20 protein-coding genes are annotated in these 20,604 nt (G+C 48.9%); 6 read left to right on the top strand and 14 right to left on the bottom strand.

Features of this window, described 5'->3' with window-relative positions; all coding sequences use genetic code 11:
* Positions 1-47: 47 nt before the first annotated feature.
* The 6 genes from ACLBVC_RS04025 to ACLBVC_RS04000 all read right to left on the bottom strand — a co-directional run bounded on the left by ACLBVC_RS04025 (position 48) and on the right by ACLBVC_RS04000 (position 6,120).
* Positions 48-1,286: an MFS transporter gene (locus ACLBVC_RS04025; protein WP_410148266.1), complete on the bottom strand. Its 1,239-nt coding sequence runs from the start codon at positions 1,284-1,286 to the stop codon at positions 48-50.
* A 62-nt stretch (positions 1,287-1,348) separates the two neighbouring features.
* Positions 1,349-2,605 carry an ATP-grasp domain-containing protein gene (locus ACLBVC_RS04020; RefSeq protein ID WP_410148264.1) on the bottom strand — a complete coding sequence of 419 codons (1,257 nt, stop codon included), beginning with the start codon at positions 2,603-2,605 and terminating at the stop codon, positions 1,349-1,351.
* Positions 2,606-2,652: 47 nt separating this feature from the next.
* A complete protein-coding gene (locus ACLBVC_RS04015; RefSeq protein ID WP_410148262.1) occupies positions 2,653-3,384 on the bottom strand; it encodes an SDR family NAD(P)-dependent oxidoreductase in 732 nt (243 codons plus the stop codon).
* The gene (hilB, locus tag ACLBVC_RS04010; protein ID WP_410148260.1) at positions 3,381-4,112 is read right to left on the bottom strand and encodes a 3(1)-hydroxy-L-isoleucine 4-dioxygenase HilB; all 732 of its coding nucleotides are present in this window, start codon (positions 4,110-4,112) and stop codon (positions 3,381-3,383) included. Before hilB ends, ACLBVC_RS04015 begins: the two co-directional genes overlap by 4 nt.
* 62 nt (positions 4,113-4,174) lie before the next feature.
* Complete coding sequence (gene hilA, locus ACLBVC_RS04005) at positions 4,175-5,068, bottom strand: L-isoleucine 3(1)-dioxygenase (RefSeq protein ID WP_410148259.1); 894 nt, start codon at positions 5,066-5,068, stop codon at positions 4,175-4,177.
* Positions 5,069-5,148: 80 nt separating this feature from the next.
* On the bottom strand, positions 5,149-6,120 hold the full coding sequence (locus ACLBVC_RS04000) for a transporter substrate-binding domain-containing protein (protein WP_410148257.1): 972 nt from the start codon (positions 6,118-6,120) through the stop codon (positions 5,149-5,151).
* A gap of 77 nt (positions 6,121-6,197) precedes the next feature.
* Between ACLBVC_RS04000 and ACLBVC_RS03995 the strand changes: the two genes are divergently transcribed.
* Entirely contained in the window at positions 6,198-7,160 is a 963-nt protein-coding gene (locus tag ACLBVC_RS03995) for a LysR family transcriptional regulator (RefSeq protein ID WP_410148255.1), read from the top strand.
* A gap of 117 nt (positions 7,161-7,277) precedes the next feature.
* Here ACLBVC_RS03995 and ACLBVC_RS03990 read toward each other — a convergent pair whose 3' ends face one another.
* Both ACLBVC_RS03990 and ACLBVC_RS03985 read right to left on the bottom strand, forming a co-directional pair.
* Complete coding sequence (locus ACLBVC_RS03990; protein ID WP_410148254.1) at positions 7,278-8,246, bottom strand: sugar kinase; 969 nt, start codon at positions 8,244-8,246, stop codon at positions 7,278-7,280.
* Positions 8,247-8,257: 11 nt separating this feature from the next.
* Complete coding sequence (locus ACLBVC_RS03985; protein ID WP_410148252.1) at positions 8,258-9,091, bottom strand: DeoR/GlpR family DNA-binding transcription regulator; 834 nt, start codon at positions 9,089-9,091, stop codon at positions 8,258-8,260.
* A gap of 337 nt (positions 9,092-9,428) precedes the next feature.
* Here ACLBVC_RS03985 and ACLBVC_RS03980 point away from each other — a divergent pair, with 337 nt between their 5' ends.
* The 4 genes from ACLBVC_RS03980 to ACLBVC_RS03965 are packed head-to-tail and all read left to right on the top strand — an operon-like array spanning position 9,429 to position 13,452.
* Positions 9,429-10,283 carry a tagatose bisphosphate family class II aldolase gene (locus ACLBVC_RS03980; protein WP_410148250.1) on the top strand — a complete coding sequence of 285 codons (855 nt, stop codon included), beginning with the start codon at positions 9,429-9,431 and terminating at the stop codon, positions 10,281-10,283.
* A gap of 10 nt (positions 10,284-10,293) precedes the next feature.
* A complete protein-coding gene (gene pfkB, locus ACLBVC_RS03975; protein ID WP_410148248.1) occupies positions 10,294-11,208 on the top strand; it encodes a 1-phosphofructokinase in 915 nt (304 codons plus the stop codon).
* A gap of 23 nt (positions 11,209-11,231) precedes the next feature.
* Positions 11,232-12,662: a PTS fructose transporter subunit IIC gene (locus tag ACLBVC_RS03970; RefSeq protein WP_410148246.1), complete on the top strand. Its 1,431-nt coding sequence runs from the start codon at positions 11,232-11,234 to the stop codon at positions 12,660-12,662.
* Positions 12,649-13,452: an HPr family phosphocarrier protein gene (locus ACLBVC_RS03965; protein WP_410148245.1), complete on the top strand. Its 804-nt coding sequence runs from the start codon at positions 12,649-12,651 to the stop codon at positions 13,450-13,452. The genes ACLBVC_RS03970 and ACLBVC_RS03965 overlap by 14 nt, the downstream gene beginning before the upstream one ends.
* 145 nt (positions 13,453-13,597) lie before the next feature.
* Here ACLBVC_RS03965 and cfa (ACLBVC_RS03960) read toward each other — a convergent pair whose 3' ends face one another.
* The 4 genes from cfa (ACLBVC_RS03960) to cfa (ACLBVC_RS03945) all read right to left on the bottom strand — a co-directional run bounded on the left by cfa (ACLBVC_RS03960) (position 13,598) and on the right by cfa (ACLBVC_RS03945) (position 17,264).
* Entirely contained in the window at positions 13,598-14,740 is a 1,143-nt protein-coding gene (gene cfa / locus ACLBVC_RS03960; protein WP_410148244.1) for a cyclopropane fatty acyl phospholipid synthase, read from the bottom strand.
* A 413-nt stretch (positions 14,741-15,153) separates the two neighbouring features.
* Positions 15,154-15,585: a PACE efflux transporter gene (locus ACLBVC_RS03955; RefSeq protein ID WP_410148243.1), complete on the bottom strand. Its 432-nt coding sequence runs from the start codon at positions 15,583-15,585 to the stop codon at positions 15,154-15,156.
* 43 nt (positions 15,586-15,628) lie between these two features.
* Entirely contained in the window at positions 15,629-16,048 is a 420-nt protein-coding gene (locus tag ACLBVC_RS03950; protein WP_410148241.1) for a hypothetical protein, read from the bottom strand.
* A 73-nt stretch (positions 16,049-16,121) separates the two neighbouring features.
* Positions 16,122-17,264 carry a cyclopropane fatty acyl phospholipid synthase gene (gene cfa / locus ACLBVC_RS03945; protein ID WP_410148240.1) on the bottom strand — a complete coding sequence of 381 codons (1,143 nt, stop codon included), beginning with the start codon at positions 17,262-17,264 and terminating at the stop codon, positions 16,122-16,124.
* Between the two features lie 170 nt (positions 17,265-17,434).
* On the opposite strand from cfa (ACLBVC_RS03945), the gene ACLBVC_RS03940 reads away from it, so the two are divergent.
* The gene (locus ACLBVC_RS03940) at positions 17,435-18,226 is read left to right on the top strand and encodes a helix-turn-helix domain-containing protein (RefSeq protein ID WP_410148239.1); all 792 of its coding nucleotides are present in this window, start codon (positions 17,435-17,437) and stop codon (positions 18,224-18,226) included.
* A gap of 147 nt (positions 18,227-18,373) precedes the next feature.
* Here the strand turns inward: ACLBVC_RS03940 and chbG are convergent, their stop codons facing one another.
* Together chbG and ACLBVC_RS03930 are read right to left on the bottom strand one after the other, a co-directional pair.
* Positions 18,374-19,135, bottom strand: a complete 762-nt coding sequence (gene chbG / locus ACLBVC_RS03935) for a chitin disaccharide deacetylase (RefSeq protein ID WP_410148237.1) — start codon at positions 19,133-19,135, stop codon at positions 18,374-18,376.
* 47 nt (positions 19,136-19,182) lie between these two features.
* Positions 19,183-20,526 (bottom strand): 6-phospho-beta-glucosidase, encoded by a 1,344-nt coding sequence (locus ACLBVC_RS03930; RefSeq protein ID WP_410148235.1) that lies wholly within the window; start codon positions 20,524-20,526, stop codon positions 19,183-19,185.
* Positions 20,527-20,604 lie beyond the last annotated feature (78 nt).

The raw sequence follows: 20,604 nt of genomic DNA, 5'->3' as shown, positions 1-20,604 counted from the left end.
TTTAGCAAATACACCCCTTCCCCTTACGGGTAAGGGGTGATTTCGTTTTAAACCTGCGGCTGCGCAATCACCGGCGGTAACCAGCTGTGATAGCCAAAAGCGCGGCGACCGACGACGATCAGCACCAGTCCTAATGCCAGCGCGAAAGCCAGAATAATGGCGATGATTTGCAGCGGCATGAAGCTGCCCGCCAGCGCCGTCACTGCCAGACCACTGACCGGCACAGAACACATATTCATCAGACCAATCAGCCCCATCGTTTTCCCCAGGTGCTCTTGTGGAATAATCTGGCTGCGTAAGGTGCGCAGGTAAACACTGAATGCACCGTCGAAGGCCATCAGTACCGCATAACCCACCAGATACATCGCGAAATCGAGTGACAAAGACATCAGCGCGCCAGACAAAATCATCCCGCAAAATGACAATGTTCCCAGCGTTGAGAGACCAAAGCGTTTGGCAATGCGCGGCACAAAGATAAACGTCACAATAGTGACCAGCGCGGCGGACGTTTGTAGTACACCAAAAAAACTTTCCGGCAGGTGGAATTCTTTCAGGATCACCGCCGCACTCACTACCAGCGCCGCCCCGTAGACCAGATTCACCACCCAGGTCAGCGCACACAGATGCAGCAGGATTTTATTCTGCTTCAGCACCTGAATCGCCGTCAGGTTCGATTCAACAATTGAGCGGAAGCTCATCTTCTCCGCAACCACCAGATCGTGGGTTTCGAGGAACAAATAGTTGATGGCCGAGATGGCAAACAGCACGGCTGCACAGGCTAAAATTGCCCCGACGCCGCCATACACCGAAATGGCCACCGCCAGTGCCGGGCCGAGCACCTGCGTGATCTGATCGACACCTTGCAGCATGGAATGTGCTTTTGGCAGCGTACTGGCCGGAATATGGCGCGGCAACAGCGCCTCAGTGGCGACAAAGTTCAGCACATAGGCGACTGACAGCAGTGCCATCATGACGGCCAGCACCGGGAACGTGGCGCTGGGATGAAAAGTCAGGGTCAGGAAGGCCACCACCATCAGTACCGAACGCCCTGCTTCTACGTTGAAGAAGATAAAGCGCGGTTTGATTCGGTCTGCCAGAAAACCAGATAGCGGGAAAAACAGAATGCGCGGCAGCCATTCGATGACGAAGGCCAGCGAAGAAAAGGTCAAAGATCCGGTGGCTTTGAGAATCGCCAACGGAACGGCAAACAGCAGGAACTGATCGCACAGTGACCCGGCAAAGCGGGAAAAGACGAAGCGTTTTAATCCAAAACGATCACTGTTCATATCATCACTATCCTTAAAAGAGTTCAGGGGCCACCGGCACCGGCAAGGTGGCCCGGTTAATATCAGGCCTGACGAAGTGTAAACAGCGAACGCGCGTACTGATCGGCAATCGTTAAATGCTCATCAAAACCCGGTTCTGCGGCACGTTGTGGCCAGAAATACTCCACCGAACCTTCGCGTGTTTTCCATGAAACCAGCTTTTTCGACGTATCCAACGGTTTCGCCGTGACCTGCATATTCACTACGTGATCCGGCAGGCTGGCGGGCAAAGTGACTTTCTCAATCACGCCTTCGTCAGCTTTAATAAAAGCAACGGCGCTCAGACCGCGGGGCTTCAGGGTGTCCGGCAGGGGTTTTAGTTTGTTCAGATGGCTGAGCACATGCAGTTCATAAGGATTGATGCCGTAAGTTCTTTCGACCAGATCCATGATGGTGTCGCCACCGGTGCGCGCCCCCACTTCAATGATTTTGATTTCATTCGTCGGGGTAATACGCGCTTCAAAGTGCGCCACTCCGTAGCGGATCCCCAGCGCATGACAGGCACGCTCGGCGATGTCGCGCAACTGCTTATTGTTACTGTGCAGCGACGGCATGCTGTGGCCCACTTCGACGAAATTTGGCTCTTCGCCCAGGTATTTGTCGGTCACGGCCATTGCCCGGTGATAGTCGCCCTGATTGATCACCTCGACGCTGACTTCCTGCCAGGCCGGGACATATTCCTCGACCTGGAAGAGGTCTTCCGGCGCAAATGATTCCCCGTTCAGTGAAATCACATCGGTCACACATTTACCGAATACTTCTTCGATTTCATCTTCACGGCTGATTTTTAATACGCCCAGGCTGCCCGCCATTTCACGAGGCTTAATCACCACCGGCAAACCAATTTCAGCGATCAGTTTTTTGAGTTCATTTAAGGTACGAAACGCCGCGAAGCGAGGCACCGGCAGGCCAGCAGCTTGCAAGATCTGCTTCATGACAAATTTGTCGCGGCAGTGGGTGATAGTCTGGCTGTCATTCCCGTAGAGCTGGTAATGCTCCGTCAGCAGGCTGGCGGCACGCACGGTGAAGTCGTTCATCGGGATAACCGCCGCAGGGGTTTCACCGGTTTCGCTTTCATGAGCCTGAACGGCACGCAGAACAGCCTCAGCATCCGCCACGTCGCCCGGCAAAAAACCGTCGAAAAATTTGATTGTCGGTGTGGTGCGATTTTTCGCCATGGTGAGTACCCGCATACCGCCTGAAGCCCGCAGGGCACCGGCCAGAACACGTTCACGTAAAGCAAATTCACCGCCAAGGATCAGAATATAGGTGTTGTTCATGTTAAAACTCCTGCAAGTCTTTAGTGGCCGTTACACTGGCCATCGGATTAAAGTTCTTTACCAATCGTCCAGCCGCCATCGATAACCAATGTTGAGCCGGTGACAAATCGCGCTTCTGGCGAGGTGAGATACATCGCCGCGTGCGCGACATCCTGAGTTTCGCCCAGCACAGGCAGGTACTGACCGCGTTGGATCTTCTCCATCTGTGCCGGATTGTCGTAATAAGGTTCGGTCAGCGGCGTGCGGATCACACCTGGCGCAATCGCATTCACCCGGATCTGGTGTTTGCCGTATTCCAGCGCCAGTTGCTTCGTCAGGCCGATCACCGCGTGTTTTGACGAGACATAGGCGGTGCGATCCGGTTCACCCATCAGCCCGGATACCGAGGCGATATTCACGGCATTGCCCGGCAAGTTATGACGAACCAGTTGCTGGCAAAAGGCACGCCCGGCAACGAAACTGGCGGTCACGTTGACGGCAAAAACTTTTTCCCACAGCGACAGCGATAACTCATCAATACGGCAGATTTCACGGGTACCGGCACAGTTGATTAAGACGTTGTTACTGCTGGCGTACTCTGCCGATTCAAAGACGGCATCAAGTCGCACGGAGTCAGTAATATCCAACTGATGGTGAAAGTAGTCAGGTTCATCGGTGAAAACAGACGGGGCACAGTCAATGCCCTCGACCACATAACCGGCTGCCAGATAGGCCGCCACCATCGACCTGCCGATCCCACTGGATGCGCCAGTGATAAAAGCTTTATGGTTCAGGCTCATGCCGCCTCTCCTTCAGTACGCTGGAACGTGACCAGGATGATGTCGCGCACGGCAGTCTCTCCGGGTTCACGGCAACCGACCGGCGTCACGGCGTGATATTTGTCGTGATTCACCACCAGCGTGTCGAACAGGTTCTCAAGGCGCAACACCCGCTCAATGTTTTTAGGGTTCGGCGCAATCAGATTGTCGCCGCCCAGCATGTTGGCGGAAGCATGGATGAGATGAACGAACACCAGGTCTTCATCATCTTTATGCAGCCACACGGGCGAGCTGTAGGCGGGAGCGTCGCACTGAGCTTCGTAGCGAAACAGATGAATGCCGACAGTCAGTTCTTCCAGCGGCCCGATACGTTCATAGGCTTCCACAAAAGCGATATCGTCTTGCAAAATTGCCTGCATCAGACGGTTCGCGGTAATATTTTCCGGCAACAAAGGATATTGTCGAATAATACCTCCGGTATCCGGATTGTATTTTTTAGTTTGCTTATAGGCTGTGAAATGACCAAAAAACAGTTTCCCCTCTGCGTCCCGACGGCATTGCGCATAGCCGCGCCAGCGGTTGCCCGGAGAATAAGGATCCAGCGTCAGACTTTCGTACGCCAGTTTTAACTTTTCCAGATCCGAAAGAAAAATATCTTTATTTCCGTAATGGGTATCAGGCAATTCCTGATAATAACTGCCGGGAATAAAAGCATATCCTCCGGCGGTAAGATGATTAGCATATTTCATATCAGACTCATTATTAATTCAGAATTCAGAGAGAATATATCGCCGTTGTGAATTCATTCCGATTATGTCCAATACACCACTTTGCTATTATTGAGCCTGCCGATAAAGCGCCCGGCCGTCAGACGACTTCCCTGACTCACACTGCTCACGCCGTGCAAATGACAGGCATTCATAAAGTAAATGTCACCGGCGTTCAGTTGGACGGATAACGACTCCACGCCCTGGAGCAAATGTGGCGGATACGGATAACCTGTGTCCATCACACCAAAGCGGGCGCGGCAAATTTCGTCCGGATCGAGATTCCACATTTTCAGTTCGCCGCCGCCCTGCGCCGCTTCCAGACAGACATTGAAAGCCGTCACCGTCATTGCATCGGCAATTTCGAAATTATCCTGAAGCGCAAACTTAAGCTGGGCGCGGTCTTCATGCGGCATCAGAGACATGACCCCGTTATCCAGCCAACGGCGGAAAGTAGCAAAACAAGCGTAAGTATTTTTATAGCGCGCCGGGCCAAAATGAATACCTTCGTTAAGGAAAATTTCTTCCAGCGTGCGGTTGAGGAACAGAGATTCTGTGGCATAAGTGTCCGTCACTGCCATCAGTTCAGCGACGCTGCCATTCACCCGATTCACTTCCGCCATATATTGTTCGCCATTACGTGAGAACTGCGTGGCGCCAATCTGGTTGGTCAGGACAAAACCGTCATCTGCCCGGTTCCCACCGCCGTTGTTATTCACCATCTGATCGAATTTTTCAGCTACATCCTGGCAAATCTGTTTATTAGCAAAATCACGGATAATATACAAAACATTACCCTGATGATGTCCATGCAGAATAATATTTTTGATAACACTGAAGTCGATATTATCAGGGCGGGTTTCTAAATAACCGAAGTTTTTCTTCACAGAACCAGACAATATCATTTCCTGCTGTTTTTCAGCCAATAGTTCACTCATGATGTTCCTGCCCAAGGATATTTAGATGTGTGTAGTAAGAATATGACCAAATTAAATTATTGCCCGGATAAAATCAGGTCTCATATGAATAAAGGCGAATACAGCATTCCACCCTGAGACCATAAATTATTATCCCGTCGCGCCTGATTCAGTTCTGAGTATTTCCCCAGATTGCGCTGGAATATTTCACCGTAGTTGCCTACCTGATGAATAATCTCGCGAATAAATTCAGGACGCAGACCCAAATTTTTGCAATTCTGCTCTGACGGATACAGGAAGGTCTTAAGATAACCCGTCGCCTCCTGGCTCATTTCATGAATATTTTTGCTGCTGACCTGCAGGTTTTCCGCTTCTATCAGCGCACGCATGATCCAGGTTACCGCTTTCAGCCACTGCGGATCATGCGAGGCAACAGCCGGTGACATGGTTTCCAGTGAGATACGATCCTGCAAGATAATGTGCGCGTCTTTATCCTTCAGCTGAGCACGTTCACCGGCCAGCAGATAGGAGTCGAGACAGTAGATATTGCATTCACCGTGTTGATAAGCCTGGCGTGCCTGAGACGGCGAATCAAACAGACTGATTTCGCAGGACAGGTTTAAATTTCCAAAATAACGCTTCAGATTTTCTTCAGTTGTAGAACCGCGCATGGCCGCTATCCGGCGCTTGCGGGTATAACTTGCCTGTTCAACCGGTTCAAGCAAATTACTGGCCGGTGTCATCAGCACTTCACCGTCAAACAGCATAGGGTGAACAAAAGTGACCTCTGATTCCGCCTCACGCTGGAAGGTAATACTGGAATTGAACGAACCCAGATCAATCACACCATCACGCAGCGCCCGGAAACGGTCACCAGACTGCAACGGCATGTAATGGATTTTTCCTGCATCGCCAAACACCGCGACCGCCACTGCCCGGGCTAAATCAATGTCGAACCCTTCCCAGCAATTCTTTATTGCGTTACGAAACGACAACCCTCTAAAACCCAGACTAACGCCAACATTTAGCACATCACGCTGGCGGATCATTTCAATTACCGTTTGGTTTGGCATAGCTAACCCATTAAATAAATTGACTATTATGGTCGATTTGCACCAGATGAACCCTCTGTTGAACATCATACGGCTTGATGCTAATTTGGCTAGATATCCCAGAAACAAAAGAGCTATGCGTGAAGAACACAAGTGAGTTAGCAGAACTGCTTCCCAGTTTGTCCGTTTTTATTCAGGTAGTTGAAAAAGGAAGCTTTTCTTCGGCAGGACGTGAGACCTCGATGGCTCCATCTTCGGTAAGCAGGATGATCGACAGGCTGGAGAAACGCCTCAATGTGGTGTTATTTACCCGCTCCACGCGGTCGGTCACGACGACCGAGGTCGGGCTGGAGATTTACCGGCAGGCGCAGGCCGTGTTATCTGCCACGCAGGCACTCTTCTCACAGGCAGACAGTTTCAGTGATACCCCTCAGGGTGTTTTACGAATTACCGCACCGAACACGCTGGGGAAAATCCTCCTTACCCCATTCCTGCCCGCTTTTTTACGCCGTTACCCTGAGATCAATGTCGAGCTGACATTGTCCGACCGGGTCAGTAATCTGGCGCAAGACGCTTACGACCTGGCACTGCGTGTCACCGAAAGCCCGCCGGAAAACATGGTGGCCCGCGCACTGATGCCGATCGATTACGTATTAGTGTGTTCCGCAGATTACGACGAAGTGCTGCCGGATTTCCCCGCCGGACTCATCAAACACAACATTTTTTTCCCTGATGAGCGGCAATTTCGCGGCGCATGGCGCTTCTGGCAAAATGAAATCATGGAAAGTGTGACGCTGGTTCCACGGCTGATGATCAATAACAGTGACGCCATGATCGACGCCATTCTGCAAGGCGTCGGCATTGCGCTGATCCCCACGTTTATCGCCAACCGGTATATCGCCAGCGGCAAATTGCGCCGCGTTTTACCTGACTGGCGCGTGGAAAACCCGCTCCCGCGCAACACCTACGCAATCACCCTGCCCAACAAACTCCTGCCGCTTAAAACGCGGGTGTTTATCGATGATTTTATGCAATGGATTAAACAGGAAGGACGGCTTTAGATCAGATTTGTGGCAGAAATACAAACGCCTGATGGGATGTTCGTGTTTTTCTTACTCGTGCCGTTTGAATGATGTGTGAAAGGCCTGCGATGCGGGCCTTTTTGCCTCTGTCTAATGTTAATTCGCCGCCAGATTCACTTTGTTCTGTTGTTGCATAAAGGTTTTGATTTCAGCCAGCGTCGAGGTGCCCTCCATCGGACCGCGCTGAGAAATCGCCAACGACCCGCTCGCATTAGCATACGCAAGAATCTCATTCACCGGATATCCCGCCAAAAACAGGCTGACGAAAGTAGCACCAAAACAATCTCCGGCACCGGTAGGATCAACCACCTTGACCGGATAACCCGCAACATGATGCTGCGTATTCTTACCATAATAACTGGCACCGCGCTGACCTCGCTTTATTACGACGTGACTGATTCCGCGTGATAACAGGCCATCGACAATCTTCTGTTCATTGCCTGTCTTGTTCTGCCCAAAATATTCCAGTTCGCCATCGCTCGGCAGGAAGAAATCGGTGTAATCCAGAATGTATTCAAATGCCTGAGACATCTCCGGAATATTCAGCATTTCTTTGCGGATGTTAGGATCAAATGACACCGTGCCGCCCTGACTTTTCACGATCTCTATCGCTTTACGCATTGCGTCGATCAATCTGAATGAAAACAGCGATGAGCCCATAATATGAAAATGTTTGCACCGTCGCAGAAGCGATTCGTCGATATGATCGGCGCTCAGTAAACCACAGGCGCTGTTGGGCATATTAAAGATGAAATCTCGCTGAGCCTGACTGCGGTAACTGACAAATGCGCTGCCGGTGGTGGCTTTTTGCAGCACAGAAATCCCCTGAACATTCACCCCGTCCCGCGCTAATCGTGCAATATTCATCTCGCCAAATGCATCACTTCCTACACAACTGAACAGCAGTGAACCAAAACCCAATTTCGCGACCTGATCGGCAAATATTGCCGGTGCTCCACTGGGATACGGCCCCCAGAATTCACCCGGAGCGGAAAATCCCTGGTTCTCTTTCTTTGCCAGAAACTCAACGAGCAGTTCCCCGATGGTACAAATGGTCACGTTCATGTGTTGATCCTTCACCTTGCAGGATGGAGAAGCGGGTTTATCCAGGTCAGACATTCATTGTTTGTGTAGCTATTTGACAGACCCACGCTCAGAAATCGGGCGTGATATTCTGCAGCGACAATTTGTGGTGTTACGACAGCATAAACATCCTTAAGCTTACCGACAGCAAAATGCGGCTCACCGTAAGCAGGGCGTCGGGCAGCCACTACGACACAACGTTCACTTACCCGCATTGCCTCACGCAGTAACTGAGCCGAATCCTTGTTAACGACATTCAGCGTGCCGTCTTCACTGATGTGATCTACCCGCAGCAAACAGCGTGATGGACGGAATTCCCCGAGTCCGCGCAGGGTCAGCTCGCCTTCGACAGTTTGCCCGTCCGTCCCCAACACACCGCCCAACAATACAACTTCGCCATTGATAAAATCCCGCGCAGGCGCGAGATGCATCAGATCGTTCACCACAAGACTGAGTTCGGCAAAATCCCCCAAAAATGGGATCGTTTTGCGCAAGACGCTGTCGCTACCCAGAAATATCCGTTCACCGTCGCTGACCAGTCTGGCCAGTTGTTTCGCAAGTTCCAGCTCGATGGCGGTATCGACTGGCTGAAAAAATGATGCTGCCGGACTGATTGCATTCCCGACTTGTTGCGCCGTGTAGATTGCCCCGCCGAACGACCGTTTCAGGTACCCCTGGTTTTCGAGATAGTTGAGATCATTGCGAATTGTCACACCAGAAACGCCCAGCTTTTCAGCCAGATCGTCCACTTTTATTTCGCCGTTTTTCCGGACAATCTCTGCGATATCCAGACGCCTTTTCAGCAGGCTGGTAGAAGGTTTGGCCACAAAAATAACCTTTTGACTGTCATGCAGGAATTTCCCGCGCTTTAACTTTCATTTTTAAACTTCCTCCCTGAGAAGTCAATTTAACGGGCCTGCCAGCGAGTAGGTTGTTCTTCGGTAGGTCATTCATTTCAGCGTGTTAGCCCTCACTTTGCCGGCCCACCAACTTACAAAACATAAGTAATTTATACGAAATTACTTTCGTTATTAAATTTAGATCTGTTTTATGCAGTGCAGATCACAATCGCTGAGCAAAATGGAGGCTACATTGCTTTCATAATGAAAGCCAAATCCGATACAAAACTTAAATATTGAAAGTAAACTTAATGGGGAGTCCGCGATGTTTATCATTTCCAGTAAAAATATGCTGCAAAAAGCACAACTGAAGGGTTATGCCGTGCCTGCGTTTAATATTCACAACCTCGAAACGTTGCAGGTCGTGGTGGAAACCGCTGCCGAAATGCGTTCACCGGTGATTGTTGCCGGCACGCCAGGAACCTTCAGCTATGCCGGAACGGGCAACATTGTGGCGATTGCCGGGGATCTGGCTCGAATCTATAACCTGCCGCTGGCCGTTCATCTCGATCATCACGAAAAGCTGACTGATATCGAATCCAAAGTCCACGCAGGCGTTCGATCTGTCATGATCGACGGCTCGCACCTGCCATTTGAAGAAAATGTCGTACTGGTCAGGCAGGTTGTGGATTTCTGTCACCGGTATGACGCCAGTGTGGAAGCCGAATTAGGTCGTCTTGGTGGTGTGGAAGATGATCTGATCGTGGATGCCCGCGACGCCCTTTATACCCAACCGGCGCAGGCGAGAGAATTTGTTGCTCTTACGGGTATTGATTCCCTGGCTGTCGCCATCGGGACCGCGCACGGTCTTTACACCGCAGAACCCAAACTGGATTTCAAACGTCTCGCAGAGATACGCGCACAGGTCGATATTCCGCTTGTTTTGCACGGAGCTTCTGGACTGCTGGAAAAAGATATCCGCCAGGCCATCAGCCTGGGCGTTTGCAAAGTGAACGTCGCTACTGAGCTGAAAATTGCCTTCTCGGACGCGCTAAAAGGTTACTTCGGCGATCACCCGCAGGCGAATGATCCCCGCCATTACATGCAACCGGCGAAGGAAGCAATGGCCGCCGTCGTGCGTAAGGTAATACACGTTTGCGGCTGCGAAGGGCAACTGTAAGGAGCACACGGTGATCTACACACTGACCCTCAATACCGCTGTTGATATGAATATTTCCAGCGGTCCCATCGTTCCGTGTGCGGTAAACCGCACACACAGCACACAATACTGCCCGAATGGCAAAGGCGTGAATGTGGCGCTGGTACTCCAGCATTTTGCACAACCCGCGCACGTTCTCGGTATTTTCGGTGGTTTTACCGGCCACTATATAGTCGATGAGCTGCGCAAAAGAAAACTCAGCGTTACGCCCGTCTGGGTCGAAGAACCCACGCGGATCAATATTTTCATTAACGACGGTGCGCAGGAATACAAGCTCGTCAACCCGGGGACATTCATAAGCAACAACTGCCAGAGACAAATTCTTCAACATTTGACGCAGTTAACAAAAGCGGATCATCTGGTGATCAGCGGGAGCTTGCCACCCGGCATTGAAAGCCATTTTTATGCAGAGATCCTCGAAATTTGCAAAACGAAAGGGATTCCGGTGATCCTGGATATCAGTCATCCCTCATTGCGCCAATTACTGGAATTCCATCCGCTTTTAATCAAACCCAATGACGACGAAGTGGCGGCCATCTTTGGTTTCAAAGTCACCGGCCACGACGACGTCAAAATAGCCCTGTGTGAAATGCACAGGCTGGGTGCCAGGAATATTTTACTGACGCTTGGCGAACGCGGGCTGTATTTCTCCGATGGCCTGGATTGCTGGTTTTGTTCCGCTCCACACATTGAACTCGTGAGTTCTGCCTGCGCCGGAGATGCCGCGCTGGCCGCCTTTCTCAGCGTGTGGTTGCAATCTGTTGATATCGGACACGCGCTGAGGCTCGCCAGTGCTACCGGTGCGGACGTCGCGGCGTCTGCTGGTCTTGGCAAACTTGCCGCCATTAAGAACCTGTTATCGCAGGTTCAGGTTGAAAAATTATAACTACCGAACCCAGAGGTCTGCCCATGAAAAAAATAATCGCGGTGACCGGATGCCCTACCGGTATAGCGCATACGTTTATGGCTGAAGAAGCACTCAAACACGCCGCCGGTAAACTTGGCGTTGAAATAAAAGTAGAAACTAACGGTGCTTCTGGTGTGGAGAATCCGATTGTTCAGGAGGATTTAATTAACATCGCCGGTGTCATCATTGCAGCAGATAAAGATGTTGATGCCGACCGGTTTAACGGATATCCGGTGATTGAAGTTCCGGTTAAAGAAGCGATCCACCATCCTTCTGACCTGATCAATAAAGTGCTCAGTGGCAGCGTACCTGTGCGTAAAGGGATTTCCACGTCTGGTACAGAGAAGCAGGAAAAAGAATCCGCCGGGCGGCAGATTTATAAACATCTGATGAGCGGGGTTTCGAACATGCTGCCGTTTGTCGTTGCTGGCGGGATCCTGATAGCCCTGTCTTTTTTGTGGGGCATTTATTCCGCGGATCCGACATCCGCGCAATATAACCCCATCGCGGCCATGTTAATGAAAATAGGTCAGCAAGCCTTCTCCATCATGGTGCCGGTATTCACGGCGTATATCGCCTGGTCGATTTCAGGCAAACCGGGACTGGTGGCTGGGTTCGTCGGCGGATTGCTTGCGAACGTTACGGGTGCGGGGTTCCTCGGCGGAATCATCGCCGGTTTTGCCGCCGGATATCTGATGTTGTGGGTGAAAGCGCTGCTGGCCGGATTACCCCGTCAGTATGAAGGGCTGAAATCGATTTTTATTATGCCGCTGACGGGCGTGCTGGTGATTGGCGTATTAATGGTATTGCTGGGCCGGCCAGTGGCCGCGGTGAATAATGGCATGATGAATTGGCTTGCGTCGTTGCAGGAAGCCAATCCGGTGCTGCTTGGGATTGTGGTCGGCGCCATGTGCTCATTCGATTTCGGTGGACCGGTCAACAAAGCCGCTTATGTCACTGGCACTGTACTGCTCGGCCAGGGTAATTACTTCTTTATGGCTGGCGTGTCAGCCGCCTGCATAACGCCACCGCTGGTCATTGCGCTGGCGACCACGTTTTTTCCCAAAGGCTTCAGTGAAGAAGAACGTGCTGCGGGCATGGTGAACTATATTCTCGGCTGCACCCATATTACGGAAGGTGCAATACCTTTTGCCGCCAAGGATCCGCTGCGGGTGATCCCGATGATGATGATTGCATCGTCCATTTCCGCCGTGCTCAGTTACAGCCTGCATATTCAGGTTCCGGCGCCGCATGGCGGATTCCTGATCCTGCCGCTGGTCAGCAAACCACTGGCCTGGGTGCTGTGTATTCTTGCCGGTTCGGCATGTGGTGCAGTCATGATGGGATGTTGGCGTCTGTGGCAAAAACGCACACAATCCACGCTTTCCACCCCTGTTAACGTTACTCAAGGAGATCAACATGCAACTTTGTGAAAAGGACATCATCTTTTGTGACGAACTGCTCGACAAAGATTCGGCACTCATTTTTATCGCCGCAAGACTGACAGAGGCGGGTTACGTGACAGCCGGTTATCTGGAAGGCATGCGGGCGCGGGAAGACCAGATATCCACGTTTTTGGGCAATGGTATTGCGATCCCGCACGGAACAACCGAAACACGAGATACCGTTTTGCACACCGGCGTAAGCGTGGTTGTGTTTCGTCAGGGTATCGCCTGGGGCGATGACAATATTGCTTACGTCGTTTTCGGTATTGCAGCGCGAACCAACGAGCATCTCGATATATTAAGGCAACTGACGCATGTTTTAAGCGATGAAAGCGTACCGGAACGAATTGTAAACGCGCAGACGCCCTCAGATATTCTCGCTCTGTTCAACGGCCGGGACACACGGGAGGATATTCCGGAGGGAGAAAACGTCCACGCAGAAGTGGCGACATTTGTCATTCGTAATCCTCATGGCCTGCATGCCCGCCCTGCTGCACTGCTGGTAAAAACAGCGAAAAAGTTTTTATGCAATATCAGGGTTCAGAACCTTGATACACAATCGGGCATTGTCGATGCTAAGAACCTGATGCGGGTAGTTTCGCTGGGTGCAAAAAACGGACACCGGCTGCGTTTCAGCGCCTGTGGTTCAGATGCCCTTTCCGCGCTGGAAAATATTGGGCTGGCCATAGGCGAAGGGCTGGGGGAAATTACAACATTGCCCGTCACGCTGCCATTACAGAACGAGAAACGTTCCTGGCTCAGTCGCCTGTTTTCCTGACCGGTTTTTTATTGAAACAGAAAATGGCCTGTAATTGCGCAGATCGGGCTGACCGTTAACATTTGACACTGGGTTGATCGGCAGCTCTGATACCGCATGCCGCCGTCTGGCAAGCTGTCGGTTTCAACCCAGAATTTTTGCATTATTAGCGGGGGACGATCAAACCGCCTTCTAACCCTCTTGTAAAGACGATCTGCCAGAGCTGGATATCGCGAGACCTGAAAGCGCCTGCACATGAATTTAAATAATAGGTAAACATCCTTTTAAACCTTTCTGAATAATTTTCTTCGATATGCATCCAGGAGGCTAGAAATCGTTCATTCCATGCCATAAGCGTTTTGTCATAATCAGGACCAAAATTATGCACATCTTCAATAACAAAATATCGCTCACTGGCCGAGGCGATATGCGCAAGAGAAGGCAGGCATCCGTTAGGGAAAATATACTTATTAATCCAGGGATCGACGTTGACCTCTGTTTTGTTAGCACCAATCGTGTGCAATAAGAAAATTCCTTCTGGTTTTAGATTTTTATCCACCACATCGAAGTAAGTCGCATAATTTTTAGGCCCTACATGCTCAAACATTCCGACAGAAACGATTCGGTCAAATTTCCTGTCAAGTTCCCTGTAATCCTGAAGCAGAATTTCGACATCAAAACTGGCGCAGCGCACTTGCGCCATTTTTTGTTGTTCAGCTGATATCGTAATCCCTGTGACTTTCGCACCATAATGTTCAGCAGCGTATGCCGCAAGCCCTCCCCAGCCGCAGCCAATATCCAGCAGGCTCATTCCTTTTTCTAACTTCAACTTCTCACAAATCAATTTAAGTTTACTTTGCTGTGCCTGATATAAATTATCTGCGTTCTTCCAGTAACCACAAGAGTATTGCATCCAGGGATCAAGCATCAGACAAAAAAGGTCATTACCAAGATCGTAGTGTTCTTTACCGACTTTCAGAGCTCCTTTTTTGGATTGAAAATTAATGAATCTGGCCCCGGCCACTCTGATCATATCTTTCAAATTATCCGGTACGCGAGATTGTAAATCGGCATTGATTATTCTAGTAAAAAAGACATCAAGCCGGTCACAATCCCACCAACCGTCCATGTAACTTTCACCCAATGCAAGCGATCCTCTTTTTAAAACACGCTTATAGAATTTTGGATTTTTGACATGAATATCATACTTCTCACCTCCATCAATTCCGATCCCCGCGTCATCAAGAAGCTCACGGCAGATTCTCTTCCATTCGTTATAGTCCTTAGGTACGATCATATTTTTTTTCATTAGCGTGCCTTTTGAATAAAACCCCTATAAAATCATGATTTCTTCTTGCAATTATAAATAAAATCCCTGGATCGCTGTGTTATCTGTTGTATTTCCCTTGTTGTTAATCCCTGCCGATAAAGATGCATAATCTTTTCTTTGTCTGACTCGACATTTTTATATCTGTCTGGATGTGACTTCAGTTTCTCCCTCTGAATGTCTACTTTTTGTTGAATAGCGCACGTAAGACGATTCAAGCTATGCAATGCCTGCTCTCTATCGTGTTTACTTAACTTTGGGTTAATTGAAATATCCTGCCAGATTGATATTGCTCTTCGTAATAGCCCCTTACTTTCCAGAGAACTAGCCTTGAACTTTAACAAATCCACACCATTCATATTTGCAACCTTATCATTTCAGTTAAAATCATTAATCTACTCATTCGCCAATAACCTCCAACGTATATAGTCATAGATCCAGTTAAAGATTAACGTATAAGGTAAGAAAATAAATATTAAACCTATTTCAACCCAAAATGCCTCAGTGACCGTTAACTCAAGTAAAAATATCGCGACAGGAGTGAGGGAAAGAACAAGTACCGCTTCAAAGATAACGGCATGCAAAACTCTGATTGGAAAGTTTCTCTCAAATAAAAACCGCTTCTGAATCCCATCAAAAATCTTATTGAATACGTAATTCCAGACCGTTGCAGTCAGAGCGGAAATGAATGATAACATCCCGGACTGTATCAAAGAAACCTTAAGACTGTAGGCGAGGAAAATGGCTATAACAACATTCCCAAGTACTTCGAAAAGAACTGCATGTAAAATTCTTTCCGGCGTACTCTTATTCAACTCCACTTTCATCTCACTGCGCCTCAAATTGCAACAATTGATTCCCATTAATACCTTAGCTTGCGGATAACATCGCAACCATGCCAGCCCCAAACGCTAAACCCACGACAGCCGTCACAACCACCACGGTGGTAACAACACCGGTACCGACAGCGGCAGCTGTTTTTCCTTTGGATATTTCTTTACGCTTAAGTGAGACGAGATCCGACAAATTAATTAGGAGTCCATCATCACTGATTAATGTTTGTGGTGTTGTTCTTTTCACAGTAAGTGTACCGTTATTTCCGTTACGCAATGAATATTGCACGATATCACCTCCGTACAAAGGTGGATCAATTTTATAATAGGTATAATCAGATGATGCAGAAGAAGTATGGACTTTTTGTTGACTCAATTCGAGTGACTTATAGCTTGAACAACTGGACACAGACAGTACTGCAATGATGACAGAAGACAGTAATAAAGTATGTTTCATAATTTCTCTGATTTAATAAAATGGCATTACTGCATGCAGATAATTAAAAAATTTATTGAAGAAAGTTCGGGTTTTAAATAATCTGTCCTTCCCCTCCCAGGCAAAGCAGTAACTGCCTGAGTTGAATTTTTCCCGCACGAAAAAAACCCGCACTGGAACATAAATAATATTCCAGCATATGCCTAAACCCCGGAGAGTAATTCATTGACAACGAAGGCCAGGACTCGTTTATTTTCTCAAACCAACTCATCAATGTTTTATCATAATCCGTACCTAAGTTATCCCAATCTTCAATTCTAAAATAAGGTTCGATTGACTGGACTAATTGCTGCCCCGACGGCAGGCACCCTTTTGGAAAAATATACTTATTTAACCAGGGGCCGACATGACTAACCAACTCTGTGCTACCTGTACTGTGTAAAAGGAAAAGACCATCAGGTTTCAAACAACGCGCAAGCGCTTTAAAAAAATTTTGATAATTTTTTAGCTCCAGATACTCAAGCGCACCGAGCGCGATAATTCGGTCAAATTTATCGTCAAGCAGATCCTGATAGTCTTCGAGCATTATCGTTATATCAAGTCCCTGACACCGCGACTGTGCAATTTTCTGCTCTTCGGTCGAATTAGTGGTGCCTTCGACATAGACATCGTAATGACGTGCACTATACTCAGCAGTTCCCCCCCAACCACAACCAATATCTAATACACGCATACCCGGCGCTAATTGAAGTTTTTCACAAATCATTTTCAATTTAGCCTCCTGAGCTTCAGCCAGCGTCGCACCCTTCCTCCAGTATCCACAGGAATATTGCATATAAGGATCGAGCATATGAGTGAAAACATCGTAACCAATATCGTATTCATTTACGAAAACACTGCCGTGGCAATCATCTGATTTTCGATTGAATATATTTTCACTTAAAACCAGCAGGATATCTCTGAAATTTCCAGGCACTGCTTCATCTAATTTATGAGCGAGAAATTTATAGATAAATATATCCAGACGATCACATTCCCACCACCCATCCATATAGCTTTCACCCAGTCCCAAAAGTCCCTGTAGCATAATGCGTTTGAAGAACCCGGGATGGCGTATTCTGATATCCCAGGGACGCGTTCCCTCTATCTGAATATCGGCTTTGTGCAGAAGGTTCTTTCCCAAAAGTGACCATGGGTCACACCGTACATGCTGAGTAACGGAAGAAAAATATTTCAAAATTTACCCGTTTAATCAATGATTTGCATAATATCCTGCGAGCAACAACTTCATCACACACAACAATTCATGGGAATTATTATTATCTATAAATGTTGTAAATGTATTATCATGACAGGACAATCTTTATCGATAAGAAGTCTAAGCAAGATGTTCTCGGGGAATCGGCAATGAAAGCCTCGGCTAAAAGAAATTGGGTTTCATCGCAGGACTATCCCATGCCCAAGGAGCGCCGTCCTGTTCATTTCCGCTCTTATTTAATTAAATCCAATACGGGCGTATTACCGCACACTCATGGATTTGCACAATTTCATTGTGCCCGAAATGGAAGTATGCGCCTTGAGACTGCCGATAATTGCTGGATTGTCCCTTCTCATTATGGAATCTGGATCCCTGCTTATATGGAGCATACCGTCTGGGCAATGGATGATGTATTCCTGGAAAGTTTGGATATCGAAACGGATGTCGTAGACGAAACGATCACCATGTGTAAAGCCGTGACCATCAGTGACGTTGCAAAAGAACTCATACATTATGCATCCGAAACAATTCCGGAGTTGTACGATGAGCATGGGAAAGATGGGAAACTGGTCAGTGTTTTGCTGGATATTATTTTTAATTTACCGCAAGTAGATTTTGTCCTTCCCTGGCCGCAAAGTCCGGCGTTAAACGAAATGTGCCGTACAATATTGGAATCCCCCGGCGCTGAGCATTTTATTGAAATCTGGTCAGCCAAAGTGGGCATGTCTACACGAAACTTTTCAAGAAAATTTAAAAAGGAAACAGGATTATCGTTTAGTCTCTGGAAACAAAAAATGCGGATATTTGAGTCTGTTATCATGCTGAAACAAAATAAAAGCGTCACGACAATAGCACTCGAAATGGGATACTCGAGTACAGCTGCATTCAGCTATTCATTCAAAAGCGTTTTAGGCGTCCCTCCCACCGAGTACTCTGTGTAATGCAGCATGCACGCTGAGATCATGTTGACCAGGATGAAATAACGGATGTGTATGAGATGAAGAGTTGAACGGTCCCCAATCCTGGCGTTTCCGGCAAACATCAGGGAGCCGTTAAATCATTAACATTGAAGGGTTTGCTACAAAAAACTATAAATCCCTAAACGTCCCCAGCCTGAACCCGCGTTCTGCAATTGCGTTTTTCAGCGATGCAGACGTCAGCACGTCCAGCTCTGCCAGTCTTGGATAGCAATATTTGCTCGCCAGGATTGTGTTATCGATAAACGAAGGATGGCACATGATTTCCACGGACTCGTCACCGCGCGCGGTAGCCTGATCCAGTGCATTCAGGAATAACGCTTCTGAAATCGCTTCGCCGTAAAACGTGCTGTCGAAACCTTGCGTGCTTTTCGCGCCGCGCAGAACAATTTCGCCTTTCCTGATTTCATCGCGGTCGATGCGTAACGCCACGCCTTGTTCTTTCGCAAAGGCTTCCACAATCGGAAATATTGGCGCAAGCAGATGCACGTGGTGATGACTGTCGATATGCGTGGGAAGACGGCCAAACAGTTCTGTAAACCTCGCAAACTGGGCTTTCAGCTCATGTTTAATCTCATCAAGCGGCAGCGTGCCCTGCTCCGCCATTTCCCAGATCCATTTTCCCAGTTCACCGTTTTCGCGCACCAGACCTGGCATCGGCGAAAGCGGTTTTCCCAACGTCAGGACAAAATGCATCCCGACGGCCAGCCCCGGATTTGCCGCACTCAGCGCCGAAGCGTGCCCGATGGTGGGCATATTCATCATCGCCGTGGTGGACGTCACGACGCCATTGTTGAACGCGTCGATAATCCCGTAGTTCTGCGCTTTGCACAGCCCGAAATCGTCGGCGTTCACAATCAGTAACTTATCCATAAGCGTCCCTTTCTAACACGCCCTCCTTTTTACGGGAGGGCGGCGGATTATTTCAGCGCTGCAATGGTGTCAGCAAAGTTTGGCAGCAGCGCTTCATGGGCGAGCAACATTTCGCGCGCCAGTATTTCGGCATCTTTATCGGAATGAATCAGCGGGCTGAGGTTCAGCGCCAGCAGGACGTCATTGAGTTTTCCGCTCAGCGCCGCCTCACTGGCCGCGATTTCAAAGCCTTTAATGGTGTAAATCAGGCCGAGCACCTTATCGTCAAAGTGCGTGACACGCGGATGCGGTTTCGCGCCGTCGCGTCCAATCGTGCAGGTCATTTCCACTGCCCAGTCAGCCGGAATATTATCAATATGGCCGTTGTGCGGGAAGTTGACGTACTGCTCGGTCTGTTTGTCGTTGTAAATCGCGCTGATCACTTCGCAGGCCGCATCGGAATAATACGCGCCGCCACGCAGTTCCAGCTCTTTCGGTTTGACGTTCAGTTCCGGGTTTTTGTACAGATCGAAGAGTTGTTTCTCGACTTTCTGCACTACGGTCGCGCGCGCTCCGCCCTTGTAGAATTCACCCATTTCAATCGCCAGCATCTCTTTCTGTTTGAAGTAATACAGCAGATACGAGCATGGCAGCAGGTTCAGCGAGCGGATCAGCCCTTCGCTGAACGGCAAATCAAAGATGTTTTTCACCGAACCGGCGGTCAGTGTCCCGGACGCCACGCCGTCAAGCAGTTCTGCAAAGCGGGATTCGCCGTTAACCAGCACATCTTTGATGAACACCATGTGGTTCAGGCCAAAGAGGTCGATCGACAAATCGTCTTCTGCTGACAGTTTCAGCACATCCTGAATAAACATTTTCATGCCAACAGGAATGTTACAGACGCCGATGAATTTTTTGAATTGGGTGTGACGGAATACCGCTTCTGTCACCATGCCCGCCGGGTTGGTAAAGTTGATGACCCAGGCGTCCGGACAGATTTCTTCGACATCTTTGATAATGTCAAAAATCACCGGAATTGTGCGTAATCCTTTGAATAATCCGCCCGCGCCGTTGGTTTCCTGGCCCAGATAGCCGTGGCTCAGCGGAATGCGTTCATCCAGCTCACGCGCCTTTAATTGCCCGACGCGCAACTGCGTGGTGACGAAATCAGCCCCAGCCAGCGCCTCACGGCGATCCAGCGTTTTGTGTATTTCAATTGACACACCCGCGCGCTCAACCATACGCACGCAGAGATCGTAAATAATATCCTGTTTGGCTTTTCCGCCTTCTACATCGACCAGCCATAATTCGGTAATCGGTAATTCATTGTAACGCTTAATAAAGCCTTCAAGTAATTCAGGGGTATAACTGCTTCCGCCACCGATGGTGACCACTTTCAGTTTTTTACGCATAGGATCTCCCGTGCAATAAGAATGCACTGTAAATTACAAAACCGATTAATATAAATGATCCATCTTTAATCTATGGAC

The organism is Rahnella selenatireducens, assembly GCF_046449555.1.
Lineage (GTDB): Bacteria > Pseudomonadota > Gammaproteobacteria > Enterobacterales > Enterobacteriaceae > Rahnella > Rahnella selenatireducens.
The sequence above is the reverse complement of the archived record's forward strand: the minus strand, read 5'-3'. Positions and strand labels throughout refer to the sequence as shown.

What these genes read in the sequence shown, in the direction of transcription:
- ACLBVC_RS04025 (WP_410148266.1), bottom strand. Translation starts at nt 1,286, where the DNA reads ATGAACAGTGATCGTTTTGGATTAAAACGCTTCGTCTTTTCCCGCTTT.
- ACLBVC_RS04020 (WP_410148264.1), bottom strand. Translation starts at nt 2,605, where the DNA reads ATGAACAACACCTATATTCTGATCCTTGGCGGTGAATTTGCTTTACGT.
- ACLBVC_RS04015 (WP_410148262.1), bottom strand. Translation starts at nt 3,384, where the DNA reads ATGAGCCTGAACCATAAAGCTTTTATCACTGGCGCATCCAGTGGGATC.
- hilB (WP_410148260.1), bottom strand. Translation starts at nt 4,112, where the DNA reads ATGAAATATGCTAATCATCTTACCGCCGGAGGATATGCTTTTATTCCC.
- hilA (WP_410148259.1), bottom strand. Translation starts at nt 5,068, where the DNA reads ATGAGTGAACTATTGGCTGAAAAACAGCAGGAAATGATATTGTCTGGT.
- ACLBVC_RS04000 (WP_410148257.1), bottom strand. Translation starts at nt 6,120, where the DNA reads ATGCCAAACCAAACGGTAATTGAAATGATCCGCCAGCGTGATGTGCTA.
- ACLBVC_RS03995 (WP_410148255.1), top strand. Translation starts at nt 6,198, where the DNA reads ATGCTAATTTGGCTAGATATCCCAGAAACAAAAGAGCTATGCGTGAAG.
- ACLBVC_RS03990 (WP_410148254.1), bottom strand. Translation starts at nt 8,246, where the DNA reads ATGAACGTGACCATTTGTACCATCGGGGAACTGCTCGTTGAGTTTCTG.
- ACLBVC_RS03980 (WP_410148250.1), top strand. Translation starts at nt 9,429, where the DNA reads ATGTTTATCATTTCCAGTAAAAATATGCTGCAAAAAGCACAACTGAAG.
- ACLBVC_RS03970 (WP_410148246.1), top strand. Translation starts at nt 11,232, where the DNA reads ATGAAAAAAATAATCGCGGTGACCGGATGCCCTACCGGTATAGCGCAT.
- ACLBVC_RS03965 (WP_410148245.1), top strand. Translation starts at nt 12,649, where the DNA reads ATGCAACTTTGTGAAAAGGACATCATCTTTTGTGACGAACTGCTCGAC.
- cfa (WP_410148244.1), bottom strand. Translation starts at nt 14,740, where the DNA reads ATGAAAAAAAATATGATCGTACCTAAGGACTATAACGAATGGAAGAGA.
- ACLBVC_RS03955 (WP_410148243.1), bottom strand. Translation starts at nt 15,585, where the DNA reads ATGAAAGTGGAGTTGAATAAGAGTACGCCGGAAAGAATTTTACATGCA.
- ACLBVC_RS03950 (WP_410148241.1), bottom strand. Translation starts at nt 16,048, where the DNA reads ATGAAACATACTTTATTACTGTCTTCTGTCATCATTGCAGTACTGTCT.
- ACLBVC_RS03940 (WP_410148239.1), top strand. Translation starts at nt 17,435, where the DNA reads ATGAAAGCCTCGGCTAAAAGAAATTGGGTTTCATCGCAGGACTATCCC.
- chbG (WP_410148237.1), bottom strand. Translation starts at nt 19,135, where the DNA reads ATGGATAAGTTACTGATTGTGAACGCCGACGATTTCGGGCTGTGCAAA.
- ACLBVC_RS03930 (WP_410148235.1), bottom strand. Translation starts at nt 20,526, where the DNA reads ATGCGTAAAAAACTGAAAGTGGTCACCATCGGTGGCGGAAGCAGTTAT.